The sequence below is a fragment of the Halomonas sp. NCCP-2165 genome (assembly GCF_023708045.1).
Classification (GTDB): Bacteria; Pseudomonadota; Gammaproteobacteria; order Pseudomonadales; family Halomonadaceae; genus Bisbaumannia; species Bisbaumannia pacifica.
The window spans coordinates 25,648-51,057 of record NZ_BRCY01000018.1; the positions used below are offsets into that span (position 1 = coordinate 25,648).

Genomic DNA, 25,410 nt, shown 5'->3' on the forward strand with positions numbered 1-25,410 from the left:
GAGATCGGCCGACGGGAGTTTTACATCTGGTTAGTTAAGAAAATTTACCCATAAGGCTTCGTATAACAGTCAACAACGACACGGGAGTACAACAATGAATATGCCAGGACACGCCTCGCTCGGTCAGTCGACCTATATCTTCATCGTCTGTTGCATTGCCGCCATCGGCGGCTTCCTGTTCGGCTTCGACAGTGGCGTGATCAACGGCACCGTCGATGGCCTGCAGTCCGCCTTCGGTTCCGACAGTGCCGGCACCGGCTTCAACGTGGCCTCGATGCTGCTGGGGTGCGCCATCGGTGCCTTCTTCGCCGGACGCCTGGCGGACCGCTTCGGGCGTCGTACCTTGCTGATCGTGGCAGCGATCTTCTTTCTGGTCAGTGCCTGGGGCTCTGGGGTGTCGGAGGGCTCCCTAGAATTCGTGCTCTATCGCATTCTCGGCGGCATGGCGGTAGGTGCTGCCAGCGTGATGACGCCGGCCTATATCAGCGAGGTGGCGCCCTCGGCCTATCGCGGCCGGCTGGCCACCATCCAGCAGGTGGCGATCATTGGTGGGTTGTTCATGGCGTTCCTTAGCAACTACGTGCTGGCCTCCGTTTCCAGTTCCGCGGTCGCCGAGCTGTGGTTCGGGTTCGCCACCTGGCGTTGGATGTTCTGGATGGAGCTGCTGCCGGCGTCGGTGTTCCTGGTGGCACTCCTGTTCATTCCCGAGAGCCCACGCTATCTGATCAGCAGTGGTCGGGAGCCGGAGGCTCGCCGGGTGTTGGGCCTGGTGATGCCGGAGAGTGAGGTCGGCGACAAGCTCGATGAGATCAACGCCACCCTGGCCCACGATCACAAGCCCCGGCTGAGCGATGTGCTCAACCGTACGACCGGCAAGGTGCACGGCATCGTCTGGGTCGGCATCGGCCTGGCGGTGTTCCAGCAACTGGTGGGCATCAACGTCGTGTTTTACTACGGCGCCGTGCTGTGGCAGTCGGTAGGCTTCTCTGAGGGCGATGCCCTGCTGATCAACGTGATCTCCGGTGCCGTGAGCATCGGGGCCTGCCTGGTCGCCATTACGCTGATCGACAAGATCGGGCGCAAGCCGCTGCTGTGGGTCGGTTCGGTGGGAATGGCCGTCACCCTGGCCTGCCTGGTGTTCGCTTTCTCCACGGCGACCCTGGTCGACGGCAGCCTGCGTCTCAGCGACGACATGGGCGTGTTCGCCTTGCTCGCCGCCAATGCCTATGTGTTTTGCTTCAATGTCTCCTGGGGACCGGTGATGTGGGTGATGCTGGGAGAGATGTTCCCTAACCAGATGCGCGGCTCGGGCCTAGCCATCGCCGGACTGTTCCAGTGGCTGGCCAACTTCGCCATCACAATGACCTTCCCCATCTTGCTGGCCTCTATCGGCCTGGCGGGTGCCTACGGCTTCTATGCTTTCTGTGCCGTGCTGTCGGTGTATTTCGTGCAGCACTGCGTCAAGGAAACGCGTGGCAAGGAACTGGAAGAGATGACTTACGAGTGAGGCGCCCCGGCGCCATCGTGGATCCGGCCGGGGACTGCGTGCCTCGGCTCATTGGCTTGTTAGTAAAGGGAAAAGGCCATGGCTGACCGCAAGATCACATCCGACCAGTTGCGCTCGCGTTACTGGTTCGACAACCCCGAGCACCCCGGGACCACGGCGTTGTGCATCGAGCGCTACATGAATTACGGGATCACCCTGGAGGAGCTGGCCAGTGGCAAGCCGATCATCGGTATCTGCCAGTCGGGCTCGGACCTCACGCCCTGCAATCGCCACCATCTCGAGCTGGTCAAGCGGACCAAGGAGGGCATTCGTGCCACCGGTGGGGTGCCCTTCGAGTTCCCCATGCATCCGATCCACGAGAACGCCCGTCGTCCCACGGCGGCGCTGGATCGCAACCTGGCCTACCTGGGGTTGGTGGAAGTGCTGCATGGCTACCCGCTGGACGGCGTGGTGCTGACCACCGGCTGCGACAAGACCACCCCGGCGGCGCTGATGGCCGCGGCCACGGTGAACATCCCGGCCATTGTGCTCTCTGGTGGGCCCATGCTCAACGGCTGGCGGGGCAACGAGCGGGTGGGGTCCGGCACCATCATCTGGGAGCTGCGCAAGCGGCTGGCCGCCGGCGACATCGACTATGCCGAATTTCTCGCCCGGGCGACGGATTCGGCGCCTTCGGTGGGGCACTGCAACACCATGGGGACCGCCTCCACCATGAATTCCATGGCCGAGGCACTGGGCATGAGCCTGCCGGGGTCGGCGATGATCCCCGGGCCCTACAAGGAGCGTGCCATGGCCGCCTACCAGACCGGCGAGCGCATCGTCGAGATGGTCTGGGAGGACCTGCGGCCCAGCGATATCCTGACCCGAGAAGCGTTCGAGAACGCCATCGTCACCTGCTCGGCCCTGGGCGGCTCCTCCAATGCGCCGATCCACGTCAATGCCATTGCCCGCCATGCCGGGGTCGAATTGACCAACGACGACTGGCAGTGCCTCGGCCATGAGATTCCGCTGTTGGCCAACGTGATGCCCGCCGGCGCCTACCTGGGGGAAGAGTTCCACCGTGCCGGCGGGGTGCCGGCGGTGATGAGTGAGCTGTTCGGCGCCGGCCGGGTGCACGGCGAGGCACTCACCGTCAATGGCCGGACGCTGGCCGAGAACCTGACGGGGCGTGAGACCTGTGACCCCGAGGTGATCCGCCGCTACGACAACCCGCTCGTCGAGCATGCCGGCTTCCTCAATCTCAAGGGCAATCTCTTCGACTCGGCGCTGATGAAGACCAGCGTGATCTCCCGGGACTTCCGCGAGCGCTTCCTCAGCGACTCCGCCGATCCCGAGGCCTTCGAGGGCCGGGTGGTGGTGTTCGACGGCTCCGAGGATTACCACGCGCGCATCGACGACCCGGCGCTGGGGATCGACGAACGCACCATCCTGGTGATGCGCGGGGCAGGCCCGGTGGGGCATCCGGGTGGCGCCGAGGTGGTCAATATGCAGCCGCCGGAGGCACTGATAAAACGCGGCATCGAGTCGTTGCCCTGCCTGGGCGATGGCCGCCAGTCGGGCACCTCGGGCTCGCCCTCGATTCTAAACGCCTCGCCGGAGGCGGCCACCGGCGGTGGCCTGGCGCTGCTCGAGACAGGGGATCGGTTGCGCATCGACCTGCGCAAGGGCGAGGTCAGACTGCTGATCGGCGATGATGAACTGACGGCCCGGCGCCAGCGGCTGGAGGCCCAGGGCGGTTATCGCTACCCCGATCACCAGACCCCCTGGCAGGAGATCCAGCGCACCCTGGTGGAGCCGCTGGATCGTGGCATGACGCTCGAGCCGGCGCCCAAGTACCGGGACGTGGCCCGGGTCAGCCCGCCACGGGACAATCACTGAGCGGAGAGACGAGATGACGGAGCAGCGCATTGAGGTGGCGCTCGAACTGGAGATGAGCCTGGGTGAGAGTCCGCTATGGTCAGTGGCGCGACAGACCCTCTACTGGGTGGATATCAATCGAGGGGTGATTTATGCCTGGCGGCCCGGAACCGGGGAGGCTCCGGAGACGCTCACGCTGGACGAGAAGGTTGGCTGTATCGCCCTCTGCGAGGAGGGGCTGCTGGCCGCGACGGCCTCGGGCATCGTCAGGCTGCGCCTGCCCTTCGATGGCAAAATCGAGCCGCTGGCGACCAACCCCGAGTGGCGCGAGGGGACGGGGAATCGATTCAACGACGGGCGTAGCGATGCGGCCGGCCGGCTCTGGGTGGGTACCATCGCCGGTGATGAACAGAGCCCCTCGGCGGCCCTCTATTGCCTGGAAAAGGGCGAGCTGGTGCGGCGGCGGGCCGGGCTCGGAATTTCCAACGGCCTGGCCTTCAGCCCTGATCGGCGCTGGCTCTACCACACCGACTCCCTGACCCGGCGTATCCTGCGCTTTCCCTACGATGCCGAGACGGGAGCCACCGGGGAGCCGGAGGCCTGGGTCGACCTGGAAGCCCTGGAGTTGCCGGGGGTGCCCGACGGTGCCGCGGTGGACAGTGCGGGCTATTACTGGAGCGCGCTCTATGACGGCGGACAACTGGTACGCTTCTCGCCCGAGGGCGAGCTGGTGGAGCGCGTGGCGCTGCCTTGTCCGCATCCCACCATGGTAGCCTTCGGCGGCCCCGATCTGCGCACCCTCTATATCACCACTGCCACCCAGCACCTGGATGCCGCGGGCAAGGCGCGCTGGTCGGCGGCCGGTGGGCTGTTGCGGATGCCGGCGCCGGTCGCCGGTCAGGCGGAGCCCATGGCGCTGAGCTAGAAGGGTCGCCCTGGCTCGGGGCGTGATGGAACCATAAAAAGGGCGGCCCGTGGGCCGCCCTCATCGTGGAATCCCTTAGTTGATCTTGGGATCCAGCTCGCCGCTGTCGTAGCGGCCGACCATGGCTTCCAGGCTGATCGGCTTGATGCGGCTGGCGTTGCCGGCGGTGCCGAAGGCCTCGTAGCGGGCGATGCAGACATCGCGCATGGCGGAGACGGTCTCCTTGAGGAACTTGCGCGGGTCGAACTCGGCCGGGTTCTGGGCCAGGAAGCGACGCACGGCACCGGTAGAGGCCAGGCGCAGGTCGGTGTCGATATTGACCTTGCGCACGCCGTACTTGATGCCCTCGACGATCTCCTCGACCGGCACGCCGTAGGTCTCGGGGATGGCGCCGCCGTACTCGTTGATCACCTCGAGCCACTCCTGGGGCACCGAGGACGAGCCGTGCATCACCAGGTGGGTGTCGGGGATGCGGGCGTGGATCTCCTTGATGCGCTGGATGGAGAGGGTGTCACCGGTGGGCGGCTTGGTGAACTTGTAGGCGCCGTGGCTGGTGCCGATGGCGATGGCCAGGGCGTCCACCTGGGTGGCCTTGACGAAGGCGGCGGCCTCTTCCGGGTCGGTGAGCAGCTGGTCCATGTCCAGCTTGCCCTCGGCGCCGATGCCGTCTTCCTCGCCGGCCATGCCGGTCTCCAGGCTGCCCAGGCAGCCCAGCTCGCCCTCCACGGAGACGCCGCAGGCATGCGCCATCGCCACGGTACGGCGGGTGACGTCGACGTTGTAGTCGTAGTCCATGGGGGTCTTGCCGTCCTCGCCCAGGGAGCCGTCCATCATCACCGAGGAGAAGCCGAGCTGGATGGAACGCTGGCAGACCGCGGGGCTGGTGCCGTGGTCCTGGTGCATCACCACCGGGATATGCGGGAACTCTTCCACGGCGGCCAGGATCAGGTGGCGCAGGAAGGGGGCCCCGGCGTACTTGCGGGCGCCGGCGGAGGCCTGGACGATCACCGGGGAGTCGGTGGCGTCGGCGGCTTCCATGATGGCGCGCATCTGCTCGAGGTTGTTGACGTTGAAGGCCGGGATGCCGTAGCCGCGTTCGGCGGCGTGGTCCAGCATCTGGCGCATGCTGATCAGTGCCATGATCTCACCTGTGTCTGGGTGGGCGGCGCCGGGCCGCCCGGGATTCGATGGATTACTGGGCCGCGGCTTCCAGGGCCGCGACGGCCGGCAGGGTCTTGCCTTCCACGTACTCGAGGAAGGCGCCGCCGCCGGTGGAGATATAGGAGACCCGGTCGGCGATGCCGTACTTGTCGATGGCCGCCAGGGTATCGCCGCCGCCGGCGATGGAGAAGGCGTCGCTCGCGGCGATGGCCTTCGAGATCACCTCGGTGCCCTTGCCGAACTGGTCGATCTCGAAGACGCCCACCGGGCCGTTCCACAGGATGGTGCCGGCGTCCTCGAGCAGCGCGCCCAGGCGGGCGGCGGTCTCGGGACCGATATCGAGGATCATCTCGTCATCGTTGACCTGGTCGACGGGCTTGACCACGGCGGCGGCGCTCTCGGAGAACTCGGTGGCCACCACCACATCGGAAGGCAGCGGGATCTCGACCTGGGCCATCAGCGCCTTGGCCTGCTCGATCAGGTCGGCCTCATGCAGCGACTTGCCGACGTTATGGCCCGCCGCGGCGATAAAGGTGTTGGCGATGCCGCCGCCGACGATCAGCTGGTCGCACTTCTCGGCGAGGGCGGTCAGCACGTCGAGCTTGGTGGAGACCTTGGAGCCGCCGACGATGGCGGTCATGGGCCGCTTGGGGGTGGCCAGGGCCTGCTCCAGGGCGTTCAGCTCCTGGGCCAGCAGCGGGCCGGCGCAGGCCTCGGGGGCGAAGCGCGCTACGCCGTGGGTGGAGGCCTGGGCGCGGTGGGCGGTGCCGAAGGCGTCCATCACGAAGAGATCGCAGAGGGCCGCATACTGCTTGGCCAGTGCCTCGTCATCGCCCTTCTCGCCGGCATTGAAGCGCACGTTCTCCAGCAGCACCACCTCGCCGTCGGCCAGGTCCAGGGCCACATCCAGGTAGTCCTTGATCAGGGTGACCCGGCGGCCCAGCAGCTCGCCGAGGCGTTCGGCCACCGGCGCCAGGGAGAACTCCTCGGTGGGCTCGCCCTCGGTGGGGCGGCCCAGGTGGCTCATCAGCATCACCCTGGCGCCGGCGTTCCGGGCCGCCTCGATGGTGGGCAGGGCGGCGCGCAGGCGCGCATCGCTGGTCACACGGCCATTCTTGATGGGCACGTTCAAGTCTTCGCGGATCAGCACGCGCTTTCCGGCGAGCTCCAGGTCGGTCATCTTGCGTACGTTCATCGGCACGTGTTCCTTCGTTAGGCAAGCCAGGGTTGGGTCAATCGAGGGCGGCGAGGCGCTGGGTCACGTCGAGCATGCGATTGGCGAAGCCCCACTCGTTATCGAACCAGCACAGCATCTTCACCAGGCGGCCGCCGGCCACCCGGGTCTGGGTGGCGTCCACGATACCCGAGCGCGGATCGTGGTTGAAGTCGATGGAGGCGGTGGGCTCCTCGGTATAGCCGAGCAGCCCCGCCAGCCGGCCCCGGCTGGCCTCGCGGAGCAGGGCATTGACCTCGGCGGCGTCGGTGTCGCGCTCGACGCAGATGGCCAGGTCCATGGCCGAGACATTGATCGTCGGCACCCGCACATGCAGACACTCGAAGCGGTTGGCCAGGCTCGGCATCAGGCGGTTGAGGCCTCGCGCCAGGCCGGTATCCACCGGCACGATGGACTGCATGGCCGAGCGGGTCAGGCGCAGGTCGGTCTGGTGGTAGGCGTCGATCACCGGCTGGTCGTTCATCGCCGAGTGGATGGTGGTAGTGACCCCGTGGGCCACGCCCAGGGCCTCGTCGAGCACGGTGAGCACCGGCACCAGGCAGTTGGTGGTGCAGGAGGCGGCGGAGACGATGCGCTGGCTCGCCGCCAGGCTATGGTCGTTGATGCCGCAGACGATGGTGGCGTCCACGTCGCTCTCGGCGGGCTGGGAGAAGAGCAGGCGCTTGGCGCCGGCGGCCAGGTGGCGCTCGGCGGTGGCGCGATCCTTGAAGCTGCCGGAGCACTCCAGCACCAGGTCGATGTCGAGCTCGGCCCAGGGCAGGCGGTCCGGATCGGCCTCGGAGAGGATATGGATGGGGTGATCGTCGATCAGCAGCCGACCGCCCTCGGCCTCCACGGTGGCGGGGAAGCGCCCGTGGGTGGTGTCGTAGCGGGTCAGGTAGGCGATGGTCTCGAGGTCCGAGAGCTCGTTGATGGCCACCACCTCCAGCGGGGTGCCGCCCAGCTCCTGGGCGCGCTCCACCAGGGCGCGCAGCACGCACTGGCCGATACGGCCATATCCGTTGATGGCGATGCGATAGGCCATGGCGTCGGCACTCGTTCCCGTGACTCGTTCAGAGTGGGCGATTCTAGCGCAAAAGCGCCGCCGATGCAGGCGGCCGGTGGGGCATGGCCGTAACGACGACGGGCGCCACTCCGAGGAGTGGCGCCCGTGGCTCGAGGCTCGGCCCGCCGGGGCCGCGTCGCTTAGCCCAGCAGCGCCTGGGCGCGCTCGACGACGTTGTCGACGGTGAAGCCGAAGTGCTTGAAGAGGTCGCCCGCCGGGGCGGACTCGCCGAAGCCGCTCATGCCGACGATATCGCCGTCCAGGCCCACGTACTTGAACCAGAAGTCGCGGTGGCCGGCCTCGATGGCCAGGCGCGCGGTGACCGCCTTGGGCAGCACCGACTCGCGGTAGGCGGCGTCCTGGGCATCGAAGGCATCGGTGGAGGGCAGGGAGACCACCCGCACCGCCTTGCCCTGCTCGCTCAGCCGGGTCGCGGCGTCCATGGCCAGGCTCACTTCGGAACCGGTGGCGATCAGGATCAGCTCCGGGGTGCCGTCGCAGTCGCGCAGCACATAGCCGCCGCGCTGGATATTGGCCAGCTGGTGCTTGTCGCGCTCCTGGTGGGGCAGGTTCTGGCGCGACAGCACCAGCGCCGTGGGGCCGGCGTGGCGCTTGACCGCGGCATCCCAGGCGGCGGCGGTCTCCACGGCGTCACAGGGGCGCCAGGTGGCCAGGTTGGGGGTGGAGCGCAGGCTGGTCAGCTGCTCGATGGGCTGGTGGGTGGGGCCATCCTCGCCCAGGCCGATGGAGTCGTGGGTGAAGACGTAGACCGCCTGCTGACCCATCAGCGCCGCCATGCGCACGGCGTTGCGCATGTACTCCATGAAGATCAGGAAGGTGGCGCCGTAGGGCACGAAGCCGCCATGCAGGGCGATGCCGTTCATGATGGCGCCCATGCCGAACTCGCGGACCCCGTAGTGCAGGTAGTTGCCGCCGGGGGCCTCCGGGGAGATCGCCTGGGCGCCCTTCCAGAAGGTCAGGTTGGAGGGCGCCAGGTCGGCGCTGCCGCCGAGCAGTTCGGGCAGCTGCGGGCCGAGCTCGTTGAGGCACTGGAAGGAGGCCTTGCGGCTGGCGACGGTCTCGCCCTTGGCCTGGGCGTCCTCGATCAGCTTCTCGCTGGTCAGCGCCTTGGGCAGCTCGCCCTTGAGGCGGCGCTGGAATTCGGCGGCCTCGGCGGGGAAGGCCTCGGCGTAACGGGCGAAGCGCGCCTCCCAGTCGCTCTCCAGCTGTTCGCCGCGCTGGCGGGCGTCCCAGCCCTGGTAGATCTCCTCGGGGACATGGAAGGGGGCGTGGGGCCAGCCCAGCTGTTCGCGGGCGGCGGCCACTTCCTCGTCGCCCAGGGGCGCGCCGTGGCACTCTTCCTTGCCCTGCTTGTTGGGGGCGCCGAAGCCGATGATGGTCTTGCAGATGATCAGGCTCGGCTTGTCGTCGTGGGTCTTGGCCAGCTCGATGGCGGCCTGGATCTCTTCCGGCTTGTGGCCGTCGACATTGGGCACCACGTGCCAGCCGTAGGCCTCGAAGCGCTTGGCGGTGTCGTCGGTGAACCAGCCTTCCACCTCGCCGTCGATGGAGATGCCGTTGTCGTCATAGAAGGCGACCAGCTTGCCGAGCTGCTGGGTCCCGGCCAGGGAGGCGACCTCGTGGGAGATGCCCTCCATCAGGCAGCCGTCGCCGAGGAAGCACCAGGTGGTGTGGTCGACGATGGTATGGCCGGGACGGTTGAACTGGGCGGCCAGGGTCTTCTCGGCCAGCGCCATGCCCACCGCATTGGCCAGGCCCTGGCCCAGGGGGCCGGTGGTGGTCTCGACGCCCGGGGCGTAGCCGAGCTCCGGGTGGCCGGCGGTCTTGGAGTGGAGCTGGCGGAAGTGCTGCAGCTGCTCCAGGTCCAGGTCGTAGCCGGTCAGGTGGAGCAGGGAGTAGAGCAGCATGGAGCCGTGGCCGTTGGAGAGCACGAAGCGGTCGCGGTCGGCCCAGTGGGGGTTGGCCGGATTATGCTTGAGGTGGTCGTTCCACAGCACCTCGGCAATATCGGCCATGCCCATGGGGGCGCCGGGGTGGCCGGACTTGGCCTTCTGGACGGCATCCATGGACAGGGCGCGAATGGCGTTGGCCAGTTCGAAACGGGACGGCATGGGGGCAGCTCCTCGCCTAGGGCAGATAGTATGCGGTGACACGGTCGGGCCTGGGGCGTGGCCGGACGTGGATTCTGGCTGGGATGCGCCGCCAAATGGGGCGGCGCGGTCGATTTTGGTCGCTTATTGTCGCCGAATGGGACGCGGCCTTCAAATAATCTCCGGGGGCCTGCATGGTGACGCGGGATTGGCGCCATTTTTCAGGCGGCCGGCGTGCTCTTCGCCGGACCGGGCGCCGGCGGTCGTCGTCGCCCCGCGCTCTTGCCAGGCGGTCAGGTGACGCTGGATGGCGCCCTGCAGGGCGATGGGGTCGTTGCGCTCCAGGGCCGTCAGCATCTCGCGGTGCTCCGCCAGGCTGCGTGTTACCCCGCCGGCCTTGGGCCAGCCCGGGCCGGCGCCGCGCAGGCCTTGTTCTCGCAGCCAGTTGACCTGGCGGGCCAGGGCCGTGTTTCCCGCCAGGTCGGCCAGGGCGCGATGGAAGGCATGGTTGGTCAACGCCAGGGCCTCGCCGTCGAGGCTTTCCGCGGCACGCTCGAAGTCGTGGAGTGCCCGGCGTGCCTCGGCCAGCCCCGTCGGCGTCTTGCGTGCCATCATCAGTGGCACCATGGCCTGCTCGATTACCAGGCGCGCCTCGGTGAGCTCGCGGCGCTCCTCCAGGCTCCAGTGGCGCACGCGATAGCCGCGGTTCGGCACGTGCTCGATGCTTTCCAGTTCCGCCAGTCGCTCCAGGGCGCCGCGCACCACGAAGCGACTCACCCCGTACTGCTCCGCCAGGGCATCCTGGCGCAACCAGCTGCCCGCGGGGAAGCGCCCGCCGCTCATGCCCAGGCGTAGCTGCTCCTGCAGCCAGGCCAGTTCGTTGCTATGGGTCGGCTCTGTCATGAACTCCTCCGGCAATTTCCCTTGCAGATTGGCGCCAATTATATATGATCTCGCCTCGTCTTTGATAATCATTAGCAACGGGATCCGCTATGCATTCGCGCCACCGCCTTGCGCCGCTGTCACTGGCCATTCTGGCCGCCTCGTTCCTCTCTCCCGCCGCCTGGGCCGAGGGGGAGCTGACCCTCGATACCCTGGTGGTCTCCAGCGATTGGCTGGGGGCGACCCGGACGGATCCCCGCACCACGCCGGGAGGGCGACTCGCTCTCGACGAATCGACCCTCGAGGCCGGCGAGGTGCGCCATCTCGAGGATGCCCTGGCACGGGTGCCGGGGGTGCATGTCCAGGACGAGACCGGCACCGGCATCCTGCCCAATATCGGCGTGCGTGGCCTGTCGCCGCGGCGCAGCGAGCGAGTCCAGATCCTGGTCGATGGCATCCCCGTGGCCCTGGGGCCCTACAGTAACATCGGCGTCTCGTTGTTTCCGGTGACCCTGCCCACCCTGGAGCGAGTGGACGTGGTGCGTGGCGGGGCCGCGGTTCATTACGGTCCCAACAATGTCGGTGGCGTACTGAACTTCGTGACCCGGGGGATCCCCTACGAGCCCGAGACTCAGCTGCGCGAGCGGCTGACCGTGGACGAGGCCACCGGCCATGTGCTGAGCGACAACTATCTGCGGGTCGGTGGTCAGGTCAGTGAGCGGCTGGGGTTGCAGTTCCAGGCGAATCTGGTCCGCGGCGAGGGGAGTCGGGAGCACAGCGATACCGAAGTCGACAACTTTATCCTCGACGGCGAGCTGGCGCTCGGCGAGGCCCATACCCTGAGCGGCCAGCTGCAGTATTACCGGGTGGATGCCGAACTGCCGGGGGCCCTCTCCCCCGAGGCATACCAAGGCGACCGTAGCGATTCCCAGCGCCCTTATGATCGCTTCGAGGCCGATACCTGGCGAGGGCACCTGACCTGGCGCTGGCAACCCAACGAGGACGTGGATTTCAGCTGGCGTCACTTCGGTCATCGCAGCGATCGCACCTTCTGGTTCGGCCAGAGCCTGGGCACCGGCTTTGACTGGGCCGATCCGGCGGCGCCCACCACCCATGTCGCCAACTCGCCGCGCCCCTTCCGGGTCTGGGCCAGTGAGCCGCGCCTGGCCCTGCGCCACGGCGATCATACCCTGATGCTGGGGGCTCGCTACCTGGAGGAGAGCGTCGATTTCGATGTCGACCGGCAAGAGTTGGCCAGTGGCACCACCAGCGAGGTGCGTCGCTGGGACTTCGAGACCCGGGCCGTGGCCGCTTATATCAGCGATACCTGGCGGCTCGGCGACAGCGGCTGGACCCTGACGCCGGGGCTGCGTTACGAGCGGGCCGAGATGGACTTCGCTGATGCCAAGAGTGGCGACCAGGACGAGAATGTCGCCGAGGCCTGGTTGCCGGGCCTGACCGTCGGCTTCGAGGCCAGCGAGGCCTGGTATCTCTTCGCCACCGGCCAGCGCTCCCTGACCCCGGTGCAGCTGGCCCAGGTCACCAAACCGGGCGATTTGGCCAACGAGACCGCCTGGAACTACGAGCTGGGGGGACGCTACACCGCCGGGGCCTGGCAGGCCGAGGCCACCGCTTTCGTCATCGATAACGAGGACCAGATCGTCAAGCAGCCGGATAATAGCTTCAAGAATCTCGGCCGCACCCGCTACCAGGGCCTGGAGACCCGCCTGGCCTGGGCGCCGAGCGATGCTCCCCTGAGCCTGGAGGGCACCTGGACCTGGCTCGATACCGAGCAGCGTGACGGCGAGCATGCCGGCAATGAGGTGCCCAATGCGCCGCAACACCTGCTCAACCTGTATGCGGGCTGGGAGCAGGGCGACTGGACCCTGGGCCTGAACGGCCGCTATGTGGCGGAGAGTTTCTCCGATGCCGCCAACACCGAGGCGGAGACGCCTGACGGTAGCGCCGGCGAGCAGCCCGATTACTGGCAGCTGGATGCGAGCCTCGCCTATCGGCTCCCGGTGGCGGTCGATGCCAGCCTGACCCTGGGGGCCCACAACCTGACCGATGCCGATGCCTTCTTCCGGGGGGTGGATGTCAGCCCGGTCGGACGGGTGCCGTTGCCCGGGCGTGCCTACAGCCTGGGGCTGGACATGACCTTCTGAGCCCGGTCGGCCTGCCCGGGAGGCTCCGGGCAGGCCGGCCCGCGATAGGGAACACATGATGTCATTGCATCTTTCTGCACGACTCAGGCCGCTGATGCGCCTGGCCCGGCGGCTGCTCGGCGCCTGGCTACTGGCCTGGGCCTCGGGGGCCTTCGCCGCCGAGTCGGTCACGGTAACCGACCTGGCCGGTCGCGAGGTCACCATTCCCCATGGCGCCGAGCGGGTGATCCTGGGGGAGGGGCGCCTGCTATACACCCTGGCGGTGCTACGCCCGGAGGATCCCTTCGCGCCCCTGGTGGGCTGGCGGGACGAGCTCAGGCGCTTCGATGGCGATGTCTGGGCGCGCCTTCGGGAACGTTTCCCCCGCGCCGAGCGGCTAGCGACCTTCGGCAAGGCGGCCAACGGTGAATTCAGCCTCGAGCGCGCCCTGGCCCTGGAGCCCGACGCCATCGTCTTCGACCTGGCCGCCTGGCCGACACTCGCGGATGGCCCGGCCCTGGCGGTGCTGGAGGCGGCGGGGATTCCGGTGGTGTTCGTCGACTTCCTGACCGAGCCGGATCGCCATCTGGCGCCCAGCGTGCGCCTGCTGGGGCGCTTGTTTGCCGCCGAGGCTCGGGCCGAGGCCCTGCTGACGCTGCGCCGGCAGAGCCTCGCGGCGGTGGCGGCCCGGCTCCCCGAGCGGCGCCCCCGAGTATTGATCGAGACCGCGGCGGGGCTGCATCCGGACTGCTGTCGCAGCGTGGGAGACGACAACCTGGGGCGGGTGGTGCGCCTGGCCGGCGGCGACAATATCGCCGCGGAGCGCCTGCCGGGTGTGTTCGGGCGATTGCACCCCGAGTGGATCCTGGCCGAGGATCCCGACGTCATCGTCATGACCGGCGGTGCCTGGCAGGGGCTGCGCGAGACGGCGGTACCGATGGGCTACGATACCCGTGCCGCCGAGGCTCGGGCCGCGATGACGCGGCTGATCGAGTCGCGTGAGGGCTGGCCCGAACTGGCCGCGGCGCGTGCGGGGCGCGTGCATGCCCTCTGGCATCAGTTCTACAACACCCCCTTCCAGTTCGTGGCCGTACAGCGCCTGGCCAAGTGGTTGCACCCCGTGGCCATGGCCGACCTGGCCCCGGAGGCCTTGTGGCGCCGCTTGCATGATGATTTCCTGCCGTGGTCGGCGGAAGGGGCCTTCTGGGCCTCGTTGAGAGAGGAGGGGCCATGAGCCTGGAGGTCAGCGGTGACGCGGGGCGATTGACCCTGAACGCCGGATTTTATCGCCGGGAGGCCCGGCATCGTGCCTGGCTGCTGGCCGGATTGGGGCTGTTGCTCGTGTCTTTCCTCGCCGACCTGCTGCTGGGGCCGGGCAATCACCCTCCGGGGGAGGTCTTGCGGGCCCTGTGGCAGCCGCAGCAGGCCAGTCCGCTGGTGCGCATCACCCTATGGCAGATCCGCCTGCCGACGGCGCTGCTGGCATTACTGGCCGGCGCTGGGCTGGCGGTGGCCGGTGCCCAGATGCAGACGGTGCTCGATAACCCCCTGGCCGACCCCTTTACCCTGGGGCTGGCCTCGGCGGCCAGCTTCGGTGCCGCCCTGGCGGTGGTGGCTGGGGTCAGCTTGCTGCCCCTGGCGGGGCACCTGGCGGCGGCGGGTAATGCCTTCGTCTTCAGCCTGCTGGCGGCGGGGGCGATCCATCTGCTCGGACGGCTGAGGGGCGTCGGCCTGGATACCCTGGTGCTGCTGGGGATCGCCACCATGTTCACCTTCAATGCCCTGCTGGGGCTACTGCAGTACCTGGCCTCGCCGGATGCCTTGCAGCAGCTGGTGTTCTGGTCCCTGGGTAGCCTGGCGCGGCCATCCGGCCTCAAGCTCGGCCTGATCGCCGGGGTGCTGGTGGCCTGCCTGCTGTTATGTCGATGCCTGGGCTGGCAACTGAGTGCCCTGCGCCTGGGGCGCGTCTCGGCCCAGGCCATGGGCGTGCGGGTGGATCGTCTGCGGCTAGGGGTGCTGGCGGCCATGGCGCTGCTGACGGCGGTGGTGGTCGCGGCGGTGGGCACCATCGGCTTCGTCGGCCTGGTGGCGCCGCATATGGCACGCCTGCTGGTGGGCGAGCAGCAGCGTCACTTCCTGCCGCTCTCGGCGCTGTGTGGCGCCAGCCTGATGTGCATTGCCGATCTGGCCAGCAAGCTGGTGGTACCGGGACTGGTACTGCCCATCGGCATCATTACCGCCCTGGCCGGACTGCCCGCCTTCTTCCTGCTGATTCTGCGTCGCCGGAGGTCATCTTGATATCACCCGAGGATTTGTTGGTACGGCGCGTGAGCCTGGAGGGGCGGCTGGCCATCGACGGCCCCCTGGTGGCTCCCGCCGGAGCCATTACCGTCCTGCTGGGCCCCAACGGGGCCGGCAAGTCGACCCTGCTCCGAGCCCTGGCAGGCATCGAGCCGGCCAGGGTGTCGGCGAGCCTGGACGGTCGTGACCTGATGACCCTGCCCCCGGCCCAGCGCCGCGCGACCTGCTATTACCTGCCGCAACTGGGCGGCAGCCAGGCGGCGCTGAGCGTGCACGAGGCGGTGCTGCTGTCGCTGAAGACCCTGCATCCCGGGCGCGTGCGTGGCGAGGACCTGGCGCGGGTCGCGGCGACGCTGAGCGCCATGGGGCTCGAGGCCCTGGCGGAGCGGCGCCTCGCCAGCCTCTCCGGGGGGCAATATCAACGGGTCGCCATCGCCCAGGCCCTGGTACGCCGCCCCCGGGTGTTGATGCTGGACGAGCCCACCAGTGCCCTGGATCTCCACCAGCAACTGAGGGTGCTGGAGTGGCTGCGTGGTGAAGCCGATGCGGGGCGCACCGTGCTGCTGGCGCTTCATGACCTCAACCTGGCGGCACGCTTCGCCGATCATTGCTGGCTGCTGAAGGAGGGACGTTGCCTGGCCTCGGGGACGGTGGAGGCGTGCCTGACCCCCGGGCGGCTCGAGCCCCTGTTCGACGTGCGCCTCGCCGTGGAGGCCGGACCCGATGCGCGGCCGCGCATCCAGGCGCTGGGCCTGTGAGGGCGGCGCCGGATCGGCGGGCTCCGGTAGGATCCCCGGCGGTGAGGGTGTAGAATTCGCCTCCGGCCGTGGCGCTAGGGCGAGGGTGTCTCCTTATTCGCGTCGTACCGGCTTTTACCCTGGCTTCGAGCCCAGATGCCGTCATCCCATTTCCAGAGGGTCGAGGACCGCCATGAGCGAATACTCCCTGTTTACCTCCGAGTCCGTGTCCGAGGGGCATCCGGACAAGATCGCCGACCAGATCTCCGATGCGGTGCTGGACGCCATTATCGCCCGGGACAAGAACGCCCGGGTGGCCTGCGAGACCCTGGTCAAGACCGGTGTGGCGATCGTCGCCGGCGAGATCAGCACCAGCGCCTGGGTCGACCTGGAGGCCCTGGTCCGGGAGGTGATCACCGATATCGGCTACACCTCCTCCGACGTGGGCTTCGACGGCGAGACCTGCGGCGTGCTCAACCTGATCGGCAAGCAGAGCGTGGATATCGCCCAGGGCGTCGATCGCAGCAAGCCGGAGGATCAGGGGGCCGGCGACCAGGGGCTGATGTTCGGCTACGCCACCAACGAGACCGACTCCTATATGCCGGCGCCGATCCACTACGCTCACCGTCTGGTGGAGCGTCAGGCGGAGCTGCGCAAGCACGGCCTGCTGCCCTGGCTGCGCCCGGACGCCAAGAGCCAGGTCACCTTCCGCTACGACGCCGACGGCAAGCCCTGCGCCGTGGAGGCGGTGGTGCTCTCGACCCAGCATGATCCCAGCATCGATCAGCAAGAGCTGCGCAAGATGGTCAAGCGCGAGATCATCGAGCAGGTGATCCCCGCCGAGTGGCTTACCGAGACCACTCGCTACCATATCAACCCGACGGGCAAGTTCGTGATCGGCGGCCCGGTGGGCGACTGCGGCCTGACCGGGCGCAAGATCATCGTCGATACCTATGGTGGCATGGCGCGCCACGGCGGCGGTGCCTTCTCCGGCAAGGACCCCTCCAAGGTGGACCGCAGCGCCGCCTATGCCGGTCGCTATGTGGCCAAGAACATCGTCGCCGCGGGGCTCGCCGACAAGTGCGAGATCCAGGTCTCCTACGCCATCGGCGTGGCCGAGCCGACCTCGGTCTCGGTCAACACCTTCGGTACCGGCAAGGTGGATGACGCGCGCATCATCGAGCTGGTGCGCGAGCACTTCGACCTGCGCCCCTATGCCATCACCCGCATGCTCGATCTGGAGCATCCCATGTATCGCCTCACCGCGGCCTATGGTCACTTCGGCCGCGAGCCCTTCGAGACCTCCTATACCTGGACCGATAACGGCGGCGAGACTCAGACCGAGACCTTCACCGCCTTCCCCTGGGAGAAGACCGACAAGGCCCAGGCCCTGCGCGACGCCGCCGGCCTCTAAGCGTCTCTCCGTCCCAGCGTTGCTCCCCGCGCCCGGCCTCGTGCCGGGCGCGGGCGTTTAGGCATCCGTGTGGCGACGGCAAGAAAGCGGACCGCCTGGGGGAATCGCATGGCGGTGGAGGTATCCGGCGTTTAGGGCCGCGAATGGTGGTGGCAGAACGTACTGCCTATAGTGGGAGTCAATGCGTTTATAACCCATCGTCGCAATCGAGGTGCCCGCATGACCCGAGCCGCCTTGTCCGCCGCCGACCTTGGTGATTTCAAGGTCGCCGATCTCTCCCTGGCCGACTGGGGCCGCCGCGAGATTCGCATTGCCGAGACCGAGATGCCGGCGCTGATGGCGATCCGTCGCAAGTATCAGGACCAGCAGCCCCTCGCCGGCGCGCGTATTGCCGGCTGCATCCATATGACCATCCAGACCGCGGTGCTGATCGAGACCCTGGTGGCCCTGGGAGCCAGCGTGCGCTGGTCCTCCTGCAATATCTTCTCCACCCAGGATCATGCCGCCGCCGCCATCGCCGCGGCCGGCATCCCGGTCTTCGCCTGGAAGGGCGAGACCGAGGAAGAGTTCTGGTGGTGCATCGAGCAGACCGTCGGCGGTCCCGATGGCTGGGCCCCCAACCTGGTGCTGGACGACGGTGGCGACCTGACCCAGCTGCTCCATGAGCGATTTCCCGAGCGGTTGGACGCCATCCACGGCATCTCCGAGGAGACCACCACCGGCGTGCATCGCCTCCAGGAGATGCTCCGCGACGGCAGCCTCAGGGTGCCGGCCATCAACGTCAACGATGCCGTCACCAAGTCGAAGAACGACAACAAGTACGGCTGCCGCCACTCCCTGAGTGATGCCATCAAGCGCGCCACCGACCACCTGCTGGCCGGCAAGCAGGCGCTGGTGGTGGGCTATGGCGACGTGGGCAAGGGGTCGGCGGCCTCGCTGCGTCAGGAGGGGATGATCGTCAAGGTCAGCGAGGTGGACCCCATCTGTGCCATGCAGGCCTGCATGGATGGCTTCGAGGTGGTCTCCCCCTATCTCGACGGCATCAACCGCGGCATGGACAGCATCGATCGGGGGCTGCTCCAGAGGATCGATCTGGTGGTCACCGCCACCGGCAATATCGGCGCCTGCGATGCGCCCATGCTGCGCTCGTTGAAGAAGGGCGCGGTGGTGTGCAATATCGGCCACTTCGACAGCGAGATCGATACCGCCTACATGCGTCGCCAGTGGCACTGGGAGGAGGTCAAGCCCCAGGTCCACAAGGTCTATCGGGATAGCGACCCGGGCGACTATGCTCCGGACAGCGACGACTACCTGATCCTGCTGGCCGAGGGGCGCCTGGTGAACCTGGGAAATGCCACCGGCCATCCGTCGCGGATCATGGACGGCTCCTTCGCCAACCAGGTACTGGCCCAGATCCACCTCTACGAGGAGCGCTACGCCGAGCTGCCGGCCGTGGACCAGGCGACGGCGCTGGGCGTTTCGGTGCTGCCCAAGGCGCTGGATGAGGAGGTGGCGCGCTATATGGTGGAGGGCTTCGGCGGCGTGGTGACGCGGCTTACCGAGGCCCAGGGGGACTATCTTGGGGTGCCGGTGGGTGGGCCCTACAAACCGGATGCCTATCGTTACTGAGGTACGGCAGGCGCTGGCGGTGGGGCCTTCCCTGGCCCGCCGCTGGCGTTCCATAGGCGAGCAGGACGCTCGCTGGAGGCAGCCATGATGCTGGCAGACCTGAATCTCGATGCGGCGTTGGAAGAGCGTCTACAGCAGGCGCGCGTTAACGCCGCCTTCCTGCTCTGCGCGGTGATCGGCCTGCTCTGTTACCTGCCCTTCGACTACTGGTTGATCCCGTCTCTCTGGCCGCAGCTGTGGGCCGGCCGCCTGGGCAGCATCGGCCTGATCGTCGCCTGTCTGCTCTGGCAGCGCAGTCACCCGGAGCGCAGCGAGAGGGCATTGCTGATCAGTGGCCTGGGGGCGGGGCTCTTCATGGCCTGGGGCGCGTCTCGGATCGACGATACCGATATCTTCTTCTTCTGGAACATCAGCACCGCCCTGGCGCTCTTCCTGCTGGTGCCGGTGGCCACCGTCTGGCACTGGCGCAAGATGCTGCTGCTCGATGTCTTCGTAATCGCAGCGTACCTGCTCTGCTTCCTGCTATGGAGCCCCTTCAGCTTCTTTATCCTGGGCCAGTACGGCGGCGTCTTCCTGCTGATCGGGGCCCTGATCGCCCCGCTGCTCTCCCAGGTACGCCACTTCAACTTCACCCGCGCCGCGGCCCTGCGCATGGAGTTGGCCAAGCGTAACGCGGAACTCGGCGTCGCCTATGATCGATTGACCCAGCAGCATCAGGAACTGCTGCAACTGGCCAACTGCGACACCATGACCGGGTTGCCCAATCGGCGCCGGGGCATGGCCTTCCTCAAGGGTTCCCTGGCCAATTGCCAGCAGGAAATGCGCTGGTCGCTGTCCTTGCTGCTGATCGATGTGGATCACCTCAAGCCGGTCAACGATACCCTGGGGCACGCCGCCGGCGACGAGCTGATCTGTGCCGTGGCCGCGGTTCTGCGGGGCATCGTCGGCAAGGGGGAAATGGCCTGCCGCATGGGCGGCGACGAATTCCTGGTGGTGCTGCCGGGTAGCGGTCGAGCCGCTTGTCGGCAGCGGGCCGAGGCGCTCCGGCAGGCCCTGGACGGGCAGCGGCTGGCCGCCGACCCCGAGCGACCCATCACCGCCAGCGTCGGCCTGCTCACCTACGAGCCCTGGAACGATGCCCGGGTGGACATGGACACCCTGATCCAGCGGGTCGACAGCGAGATGTACCATAACAAGCGCCGGGTAAGGACGGCTCGCCGCGAGACGGCGGGAGGCGCAGGCGAGATCAAGGGGGGCGATTCCGGGTATCGGGAAGGGGAGGACTGGCCCTCCCTGGATGGCTTCTGACTCGGCGGCCGGTACCCGCCTCGACTCCCCGTCGACGGGCCGGGAGCCGCTCCTCGTCGCTGCAGGTATGTCCTGCTGGTGGCGCCGGGCTTCGACTCGGCGCCGCCAGTTTTCGGGCCTAGCCCAGGCCGGTCAGCCCCATCATCCCGTGCAGATAGAGGGGAATCACCAGGGGGGCGGCCAGGGTGGTGATCAGCACCGCCAGGGCCCCCTTGGCGGGGGCGATACCCAGCTCCATGGCCACCACCACCACATTGGCGGCCATGGGCACCACCCCCAGCAGCAACAGCGCCAGGGCCATCTCCGGTGGCAGGGGCAGCAGCGCCTGCAGGCCCAGCACCAGGGCCAGGGCCAGCAGTGGCCAGAGCGCGAAGCGCACCGCCACGCAGGCGCCGATAAAGCGGCCATCCACCTCGCGCAGCGAGACCCGTCCCAGGGTCATGCCGATGATCATCATCCCCAGCAGGGTATAGGTGGCCGGGAAGGCCTCCAGGCCCTGCATCACCGGGGCCGGCACGCCGAGCCCCAGGCCGCTGACCAGCAGGGCGGCGGCGAAGGCGTAGATCAGCGGCAGGCGAAAGATCTTGAGCAGGCTCTCGCGCACCGAGAAACGCCCCCGGGCGCTGATATAGAAGCCCAGGGTGAACTCATAGAGGGTGATCCCCAGCACGCAGAAGAGGTAGAGGGTCACGCCTTGCGGCGGCAGCAGCACCATGGCGATGGGCAGGCCGAAGTAGCCGGTATTGCCGGTACCGGCGGAGAAGGCCAGCAGGGCCGCCTCCTGATCGGCGAAGCCATGGCGCACCAGGCGGCTGACCAGCAGGCAGAGCAGGCTGGCCACCAGGAAGGCGGCCAGGGTCAGCAGCAGGTAGGCCGGGGTCGGCCCCCCCAGCACCAGGCCGCGGAAGAAGGTCAGGGGGGCGATCAGGTAGATCAGCAGGGTAGCGATGGGGCGCGGGTCGATGGCCAGGCGGCGGGCCGCCAGCCAGCCCAGGCCGACGAAGGCCAGCAGCGTCCATAGCGGCGTCATCAGGGTCGTTGCGAGTTCCACGGGGCCTCTCCTTGGGTATCGTGGCCATCATGCCGGCTCGGGCCCGGGTTGTCAGTGGCCCTCCCTGGCTCGATAAACCAGGGCATAAAACTATAACCACTAACATGAGCCATTTCGAAGCAGAGGCGGGGAAACTTTCATTGGTCTCAGGTGTGCCGAGTCGGCACAATGCCGTTCTCGGCGTCCGGACACGCGACGGTCCACCGACCAGTCATGAGAGTCACCGGCTCAGGTGACCAGGCATAATGAAACGAGGGTTGAGTCAATGAGCGCACAAGAGCATCCGCTGGGTATCAGTTTCGAGTTCTTTCCCCCGAACACCGAGGCGGGGCGCGAGAAGCTGATGCATGTGCGCGATGCCCTGGCTGGCCGTCAACCGCGCTTCTTCTCGGTGACCTACGGCGCCGGCGGCTCCACCCAGCACCGTACCCTGGACACGGTGCGTCAGGTACGCCAGAGCGGCATCTCCACGGCGCCGCACCTCTCCTGCGTAGGCAGCGAGAAGGCCCAGTTGCGCGACCTGCTGGCCCAGTACCGGGAAGAGGGGATCGATAGCCTGGTGGCCCTGCGCGGCGACCTGCCCTCCGGCATGGGTGGCGTCGGCGAACTGCGCTACGCCAACGAGCTGGTGGAGTTTATCCGCGAGGAGACCGGCGATCACTTCGAGATCGCCGTGGCCGCCTACCCGGAATGCCACCCCCAGGCACCCGACTTCGAGCGCGACCTGGAGAACTTCGCCCGCAAGATGAAGGCCGGCGCCAATCTGGCGATTACCCAGTACTTCTTCAATGCCGATGCCTATTTCCATTTCGCCGAGCGAGCCCAGGCCCTGGGCGTCGAGGCACCGATCGTGCCGGGCATCATGCCGATCACCAACTACACCAAGCTGGCGCGCTTCTCCGACGCCTGCGGCGCCGAGATCCCGCGCTGGATCCGCAAGCAGCTGGAGGCCTATGGCGACGACAGCGCCTCCATCGCCGCCTTCGGCGAAGAGGTGATCTCCGAGTTGAGCCGGCGGCTGCTGGAAGGCGGCGCCCCGGGGCTGCACTTCTATACGTTAAATCAGGCCGAGCCGACCCTGAAGGTCCTGGATAATCTCTGCGGCTAAGGCGATGTGCTGAGCAAGTGCAGCCCGGCTGCACTTCCCTCTCTACACCTGCCTCAACCAGGCCGAGCCGACCCTGAGGGTCCTGGATAATCTCTGCGGCTAAGGCCGCGCCCTTCTGATGCTCCGTCTGCCTTTTCATGGCGTCTCGAGCAGGCAGCGACTAGCCTGGAAAGGGTTCGTTCCAGCCAATCAGGAGGGCTCGTCATGCGTTCTTCCCTGCTCGCTTCCCTGTCCGTTTGCGGCTGCCTGGCCGCGCTTCCCGCCGTCGCCGCCAGCGTGACCCTGCAGCGGATCTCCCCGGAGGGCGTCGGCGACGCCATCGGCGAGGTCGAGCTGACCGATAGCGACCATGGCCTGCTGCTGACGCCGAGCCTCGAGGGGCTCGAGCCCGGGGTCTACGGTTTCCATGTGCACCAGAACCCGAGCTGCGAACCCGCCGAGAATGCCGAGGGCAATGTCGTGCCGGGCCTGTCCGCGGGAGGGCACTACGACCCTGACGAGAGTGGCGAGCATGCCGGCCCTTACGGGGGTGGGCACCTGGGTGACCTGCCGGCGCTGGCCGTCGATGCCGAGGGACGGGCTGGGGTGCCGCTGTTGGCGCCGCGCCTGTCCGTGGAGGACCTCGCCGGGCGTAGCCTGATGCTGCACGCCGGCGGTGACAACTACAGCGACGAGCCGTCGCCCCTGGGCGGCGGCGGTGCCCGCATGGCCTGCGGCGTGGTGCCCTTCTAGATCGTCGATACAGACCACGACGGCCCCGCCAATGGCGGGGCCGTCGTGGTTTCGGGCGGGGGTATCGTCGATATCAGCCGGGGGTGGCGGCCTTGGTGCCGCCGCCATGGCTGCCGCGCTGCATCAGGAACAGCAGGGCGCCGATGACCAGGCCGGCGATATCGGTGTAGATACCGCCATAGATCATGCACAGGGCGCCGACCAGCATCAGCAGGCGTTGCCAGGCCTTCACCGGGCCGAAGAACCAGGCCTGGACGGCGGCGGCCAGCAGCACGATGCCCAGGGTGGCGGTGACGCCGACCCGCAGGATCTGCAGCCAGGAGCCCTCCATCAGCAGCGCCGGGCTGTAGAAGAACATAAAGGGCACGATAAAGGCCGCCAGGCCCACCTTGAAGGAGGTCACCGAGGTGCCCATGGCGTTGGCGCCGGAGATGCCCGCCGCGGCATAGGAGGCCAGGGCCACCGGCGGGGTGATCGCCGAGACCACCGCGAAGTAGAACACGAAGAAGTGTGCCACCAGCGGCTGGATGCCGATATTGATCAGGCCCGGTGCGACCACCGAGGCGGCCACCGCATAGGCGGCGGTGGTGGGCATGCCCATGCCCAGCAAAATGGAGATACACATGGCGAAGAACAGCGCCAGCAGCTGGCTGACCCCGGCCAGGCCGAGCAGCAGCGAGGAGAATCGCGCGCCCACGCCGGTCAGCGAGATCACCCCGACGATCAGGCCGGCGCAGGCGCAGACGGCGATGATCTGGATCGACATGGTGCCGGCCAGCTGCAGCGCCTTGAGGATCGCCCGGGGCCCCATCTTGTAGGGCGACAGCCAGCTGACCACGGCGGCGGAGGCGGTGGCCAGGGTGCCGGCACGGATCACCGAGTAGCCCATGAACAGCGCCGCGATCAGGATCACGATGGGCGCGAACAGGTAGACCTGCTTGACCAGACGGCGGAACTGCGGGATCTCCTCCTTGCGCATGCCCTGCATGCCCTTCCTCGCCGCCTCGAAGTCGACCATGAAGTAGACGGAGGCGAAGTAGAGGATCGCCGGAATCAGCGCCGCCACGGCGATCTCGGTGTAGGGGATGCCGGTGATCTCGGCCATGATAAAGGCGCCGGCGCCCATGATCGGCGGCATGATCTGCCCGCCGGTGGAGGCGGCGGCCTCGATGGCCCCGGCGCTCTTGCCGGGGTAGCCGACCTTCTTCATCAGCGGAATGGTCAGCGAGCCGGTGGAGACCACGTTACCCGCCGAGGTGCCGTTGATCATGCCCATCAGCCCGGAGGCGAAGATCGAGACCTTGGCGGGGCCGCCCCGGGCGCGGCCGGCGGCGGCGAAGGCGAAGTTGACGAAGTAGTCGCCGACCTTGGAGGCCTGCAGGAAGGCGGCGAAGATGATGAACAGGATGATATAGGTGGACGACACGGCGGTGGTCGGCCCGAGGATGCCGGCGTCGGTGTAGACCTGGCTGAAGAAGCGCTGCACCGAGAGCCCGGGATAGCCGAGGAAGCCGGGCAGGTAGGGGCCGGCGAAGACATAGGCCAGGAACAGCGCGGAGATGATCACCAGGGCCAGGCCGGCGACCCGGCGAGTCAGCTCGAGGATCAGCGCCGAGCCGGCGATGGCGGCGTAGGCGATGCCCGGCGGCGCGAAGGCGGTGCCGGTGGACATGCGCATCGGGGTGTTATAGATCAGCAGCAGGTAGGCGGCGCTGGCCACGGCACAGACCATCAGCGCCAGGTCGGCGGAGGCCAGGCGCTCGCGATGCTGGCGCTGGAACCAGGAGAGCACGATGGTGGCGAAGGTGGCCAGCATCAACGGGTAGCCGAAGTGCCAGGCCTCCACGGCGGCGTCGATGCGCATGGCGCCGCCGGCCAGTTCACGCTGCATCAGCCACACCTGCAGCAGGGCATAGGCGGCCGGCAGCAACAGCAGATAGCCGAGGCCGGTGAGCCAGGGGCGGCTCGAGGGGGCCTCGGCCTCGGCGAAGCGGGCCCCGGTGTAGAGACCGAAGCCGAGAATCAGGGCGCCACAGATATGCACGATGCGATAGGACCAGGTCTCCATCGGCAGCATATTCAGGGTCACCAGGTGAAAGCCGGCATAGGCGATGGCCAGGGTGGCGAAGAGGATCCACTGCCAGCCGGTATAGAGGCGGCGGTTGGATTCCACTGCCTCCTCGTCGACGCCCTGGGCGATGGTGTCGGGCGCCTGATGGTCGGTTGATTGGGTCATGAAGCTTCCCCCTGAGGGACGAACGGTA

At 67.7% G+C, this 25,410-nt stretch carries 19 protein-coding genes; 12 read left to right on the plus strand and 7 right to left on the minus strand.

All coding sequences use genetic code 11. From position 1 onward, the window contains the following. The first annotated feature begins 100 nt into the window (after nt 1-100). The 3 genes from NFU04_RS10690 to NFU04_RS10700 all read left to right on the plus strand — a co-directional run bounded on the left by NFU04_RS10690 (nt 101) and on the right by NFU04_RS10700 (nt 4,289). Nucleotides 101-1,507: a sugar porter family MFS transporter gene (locus tag NFU04_RS10690; protein WP_251309458.1), complete on the plus strand. Its 1,407-nt coding sequence runs from the start codon at nt 101-103 to the stop codon at nt 1,505-1,507. 78 nt (nt 1,508-1,585) lie between these two features. Continuing rightward, complete coding sequence (locus NFU04_RS10695) at nt 1,586-3,385, plus strand: IlvD/Edd family dehydratase (protein ID WP_251309422.1); 1,800 nt, start codon at nt 1,586-1,588, stop codon at nt 3,383-3,385. 13 nt (nt 3,386-3,398) lie between these two features. Beyond that, nucleotides 3,399-4,289, plus strand: coding sequence for an SMP-30/gluconolactonase/LRE family protein (locus tag NFU04_RS10700; RefSeq protein WP_251309423.1), 891 nt, complete (start codon nt 3,399-3,401; stop codon nt 4,287-4,289). A 75-nt stretch (nt 4,290-4,364) separates the two neighbouring features. Here NFU04_RS10700 and fba read toward each other — a convergent pair whose 3' ends face one another. From fba to NFU04_RS10725, 5 genes are all read right to left on the minus strand, one after another. Next, on the minus strand, nt 4,365-5,429 hold the full coding sequence (gene fba / locus NFU04_RS10705) for a class II fructose-bisphosphate aldolase (RefSeq protein WP_146803125.1): 1,065 nt from the start codon (nt 5,427-5,429) through the stop codon (nt 4,365-4,367). 52 nt (nt 5,430-5,481) lie between these two features. Continuing rightward, nucleotides 5,482-6,645: a phosphoglycerate kinase gene (locus tag NFU04_RS10710; RefSeq protein WP_251309424.1), complete on the minus strand. Its 1,164-nt coding sequence runs from the start codon at nt 6,643-6,645 to the stop codon at nt 5,482-5,484. Between the two features lie 37 nt (nt 6,646-6,682). Next, nucleotides 6,683-7,708, minus strand: a complete 1,026-nt coding sequence (locus NFU04_RS10715) for a type I glyceraldehyde-3-phosphate dehydrogenase (protein ID WP_251309425.1) — start codon at nt 7,706-7,708, stop codon at nt 6,683-6,685. A gap of 161 nt (nt 7,709-7,869) precedes the next feature. Beyond that, nucleotides 7,870-9,861, minus strand: coding sequence for a transketolase (gene tkt / locus NFU04_RS10720; protein WP_251309426.1), 1,992 nt, complete (start codon nt 9,859-9,861; stop codon nt 7,870-7,872). A gap of 150 nt (nt 9,862-10,011) precedes the next feature. Continuing rightward, nucleotides 10,012-10,743: a GntR family transcriptional regulator gene (locus NFU04_RS10725; protein WP_251309427.1), complete on the minus strand. Its 732-nt coding sequence runs from the start codon at nt 10,741-10,743 to the stop codon at nt 10,012-10,014. An 89-nt stretch (nt 10,744-10,832) separates the two neighbouring features. Between NFU04_RS10725 and NFU04_RS10730 the strand changes: the two genes are divergently transcribed. From NFU04_RS10730 to NFU04_RS10760, 7 genes are all read left to right on the plus strand, one after another. Further along, complete coding sequence (locus tag NFU04_RS10730; protein ID WP_251309428.1) at nt 10,833-12,887, plus strand: TonB-dependent receptor family protein; 2,055 nt, start codon at nt 10,833-10,835, stop codon at nt 12,885-12,887. A 58-nt stretch (nt 12,888-12,945) separates the two neighbouring features. Then, the gene (locus NFU04_RS10735) at nt 12,946-14,100 is read left to right on the plus strand and encodes an ABC transporter substrate-binding protein (protein WP_251309429.1); all 1,155 of its coding nucleotides are present in this window, start codon (nt 12,946-12,948) and stop codon (nt 14,098-14,100) included. Beyond that, complete coding sequence (locus NFU04_RS10740) at nt 14,097-15,164, plus strand: FecCD family ABC transporter permease (RefSeq protein ID WP_251309430.1); 1,068 nt, start codon at nt 14,097-14,099, stop codon at nt 15,162-15,164. The genes NFU04_RS10735 and NFU04_RS10740 overlap by 4 nt, the downstream gene beginning before the upstream one ends. A gap of 14 nt (nt 15,165-15,178) precedes the next feature. Beyond that, the gene (locus NFU04_RS10745; RefSeq protein WP_251309431.1) at nt 15,179-15,925 is read left to right on the plus strand and encodes an ABC transporter ATP-binding protein; all 747 of its coding nucleotides are present in this window, start codon (nt 15,179-15,181) and stop codon (nt 15,923-15,925) included. A 172-nt stretch (nt 15,926-16,097) separates the two neighbouring features. Then, nucleotides 16,098-17,318 carry a methionine adenosyltransferase gene (gene metK, locus NFU04_RS10750; protein ID WP_251309432.1) on the plus strand — a complete coding sequence of 407 codons (1,221 nt, stop codon included), beginning with the start codon at nt 16,098-16,100 and terminating at the stop codon, nt 17,316-17,318. A gap of 219 nt (nt 17,319-17,537) precedes the next feature. Beyond that, nucleotides 17,538-18,947: an adenosylhomocysteinase gene (gene ahcY, locus NFU04_RS10755; protein ID WP_251309433.1), complete on the plus strand. Its 1,410-nt coding sequence runs from the start codon at nt 17,538-17,540 to the stop codon at nt 18,945-18,947. Between the two features lie 84 nt (nt 18,948-19,031). Further along, the gene (locus NFU04_RS10760; protein ID WP_251309434.1) at nt 19,032-20,255 is read left to right on the plus strand and encodes a GGDEF domain-containing protein; all 1,224 of its coding nucleotides are present in this window, start codon (nt 19,032-19,034) and stop codon (nt 20,253-20,255) included. 118 nt (nt 20,256-20,373) lie between these two features. On the opposite strand, the gene NFU04_RS10765 is transcribed toward NFU04_RS10760, so the two are convergent. Continuing rightward, on the minus strand, nt 20,374-21,306 hold the full coding sequence (locus NFU04_RS10765; RefSeq protein WP_251309435.1) for an AEC family transporter: 933 nt from the start codon (nt 21,304-21,306) through the stop codon (nt 20,374-20,376). Between the two features lie 265 nt (nt 21,307-21,571). Between NFU04_RS10765 and metF the strand changes: the two genes are divergently transcribed. Both metF and sodC read left to right on the plus strand, forming a co-directional pair. After that, a complete protein-coding gene (gene metF, locus NFU04_RS10770; RefSeq protein ID WP_251309436.1) occupies nt 21,572-22,414 on the plus strand; it encodes a methylenetetrahydrofolate reductase [NAD(P)H] in 843 nt (280 codons plus the stop codon). Nucleotides 22,415-22,618: 204 nt separating this feature from the next. After that, a complete protein-coding gene (sodC, locus tag NFU04_RS10775) occupies nt 22,619-23,146 on the plus strand; it encodes a superoxide dismutase [Cu-Zn] SodC (protein ID WP_251309437.1) in 528 nt (175 codons plus the stop codon). A 73-nt stretch (nt 23,147-23,219) separates the two neighbouring features. On the opposite strand, the gene NFU04_RS10780 is transcribed toward sodC, so the two are convergent. Then, nucleotides 23,220-25,382, minus strand: a complete 2,163-nt coding sequence (locus NFU04_RS10780; protein WP_251309438.1) for a TRAP transporter permease — start codon at nt 25,380-25,382, stop codon at nt 23,220-23,222. Between the last annotated feature and the right edge of the window lie 28 nt (nt 25,383-25,410).

Coding starts and splice junctions, on each gene's coding strand:
- NFU04_RS10695 (WP_251309422.1), top strand. CDS start 1,586: ATGGCTGACCGCAAGATCACATCCGACCAGTTGCGCTCGCGTTACTGG.
- sodC (WP_251309437.1), top strand. CDS start 22,619: ATGCGTTCTTCCCTGCTCGCTTCCCTGTCCGTTTGCGGCTGCCTGGCC.
- NFU04_RS10735 (WP_251309429.1), top strand. CDS start 12,946: ATGTCATTGCATCTTTCTGCACGACTCAGGCCGCTGATGCGCCTGGCC.
- NFU04_RS10710 (WP_251309424.1), bottom strand. CDS start 6,645: ATGAACGTACGCAAGATGACCGACCTGGAGCTCGCCGGAAAGCGCGTG.
- NFU04_RS10700 (WP_251309423.1), top strand. CDS start 3,399: ATGACGGAGCAGCGCATTGAGGTGGCGCTCGAACTGGAGATGAGCCTG.
- NFU04_RS10740 (WP_251309430.1), top strand. CDS start 14,097: ATGAGCCTGGAGGTCAGCGGTGACGCGGGGCGATTGACCCTGAACGCC.
- NFU04_RS10730 (WP_251309428.1), top strand. CDS start 10,833: ATGCATTCGCGCCACCGCCTTGCGCCGCTGTCACTGGCCATTCTGGCC.
- NFU04_RS10725 (WP_251309427.1), bottom strand. CDS start 10,743: ATGACAGAGCCGACCCATAGCAACGAACTGGCCTGGCTGCAGGAGCAG.
- NFU04_RS10760 (WP_251309434.1), top strand. CDS start 19,032: ATGATGCTGGCAGACCTGAATCTCGATGCGGCGTTGGAAGAGCGTCTA.
- fba (WP_146803125.1), bottom strand. CDS start 5,429: ATGGCACTGATCAGCATGCGCCAGATGCTGGACCACGCCGCCGAACGC.
- NFU04_RS10780 (WP_251309438.1), bottom strand. CDS start 25,382: ATGACCCAATCAACCGACCATCAGGCGCCCGACACCATCGCCCAGGGC.
- metF (WP_251309436.1), top strand. CDS start 21,572: ATGAGCGCACAAGAGCATCCGCTGGGTATCAGTTTCGAGTTCTTTCCC.
- NFU04_RS10715 (WP_251309425.1), bottom strand. CDS start 7,708: ATGGCCTATCGCATCGCCATCAACGGATATGGCCGTATCGGCCAGTGC.
- ahcY (WP_251309433.1), top strand. CDS start 17,538: ATGACCCGAGCCGCCTTGTCCGCCGCCGACCTTGGTGATTTCAAGGTC.
- metK (WP_251309432.1), top strand. CDS start 16,098: ATGAGCGAATACTCCCTGTTTACCTCCGAGTCCGTGTCCGAGGGGCAT.
- NFU04_RS10690 (WP_251309458.1), top strand. CDS start 101: ATGCCAGGACACGCCTCGCTCGGTCAGTCGACCTATATCTTCATCGTC.
- tkt (WP_251309426.1), bottom strand. CDS start 9,861: ATGCCGTCCCGTTTCGAACTGGCCAACGCCATTCGCGCCCTGTCCATG.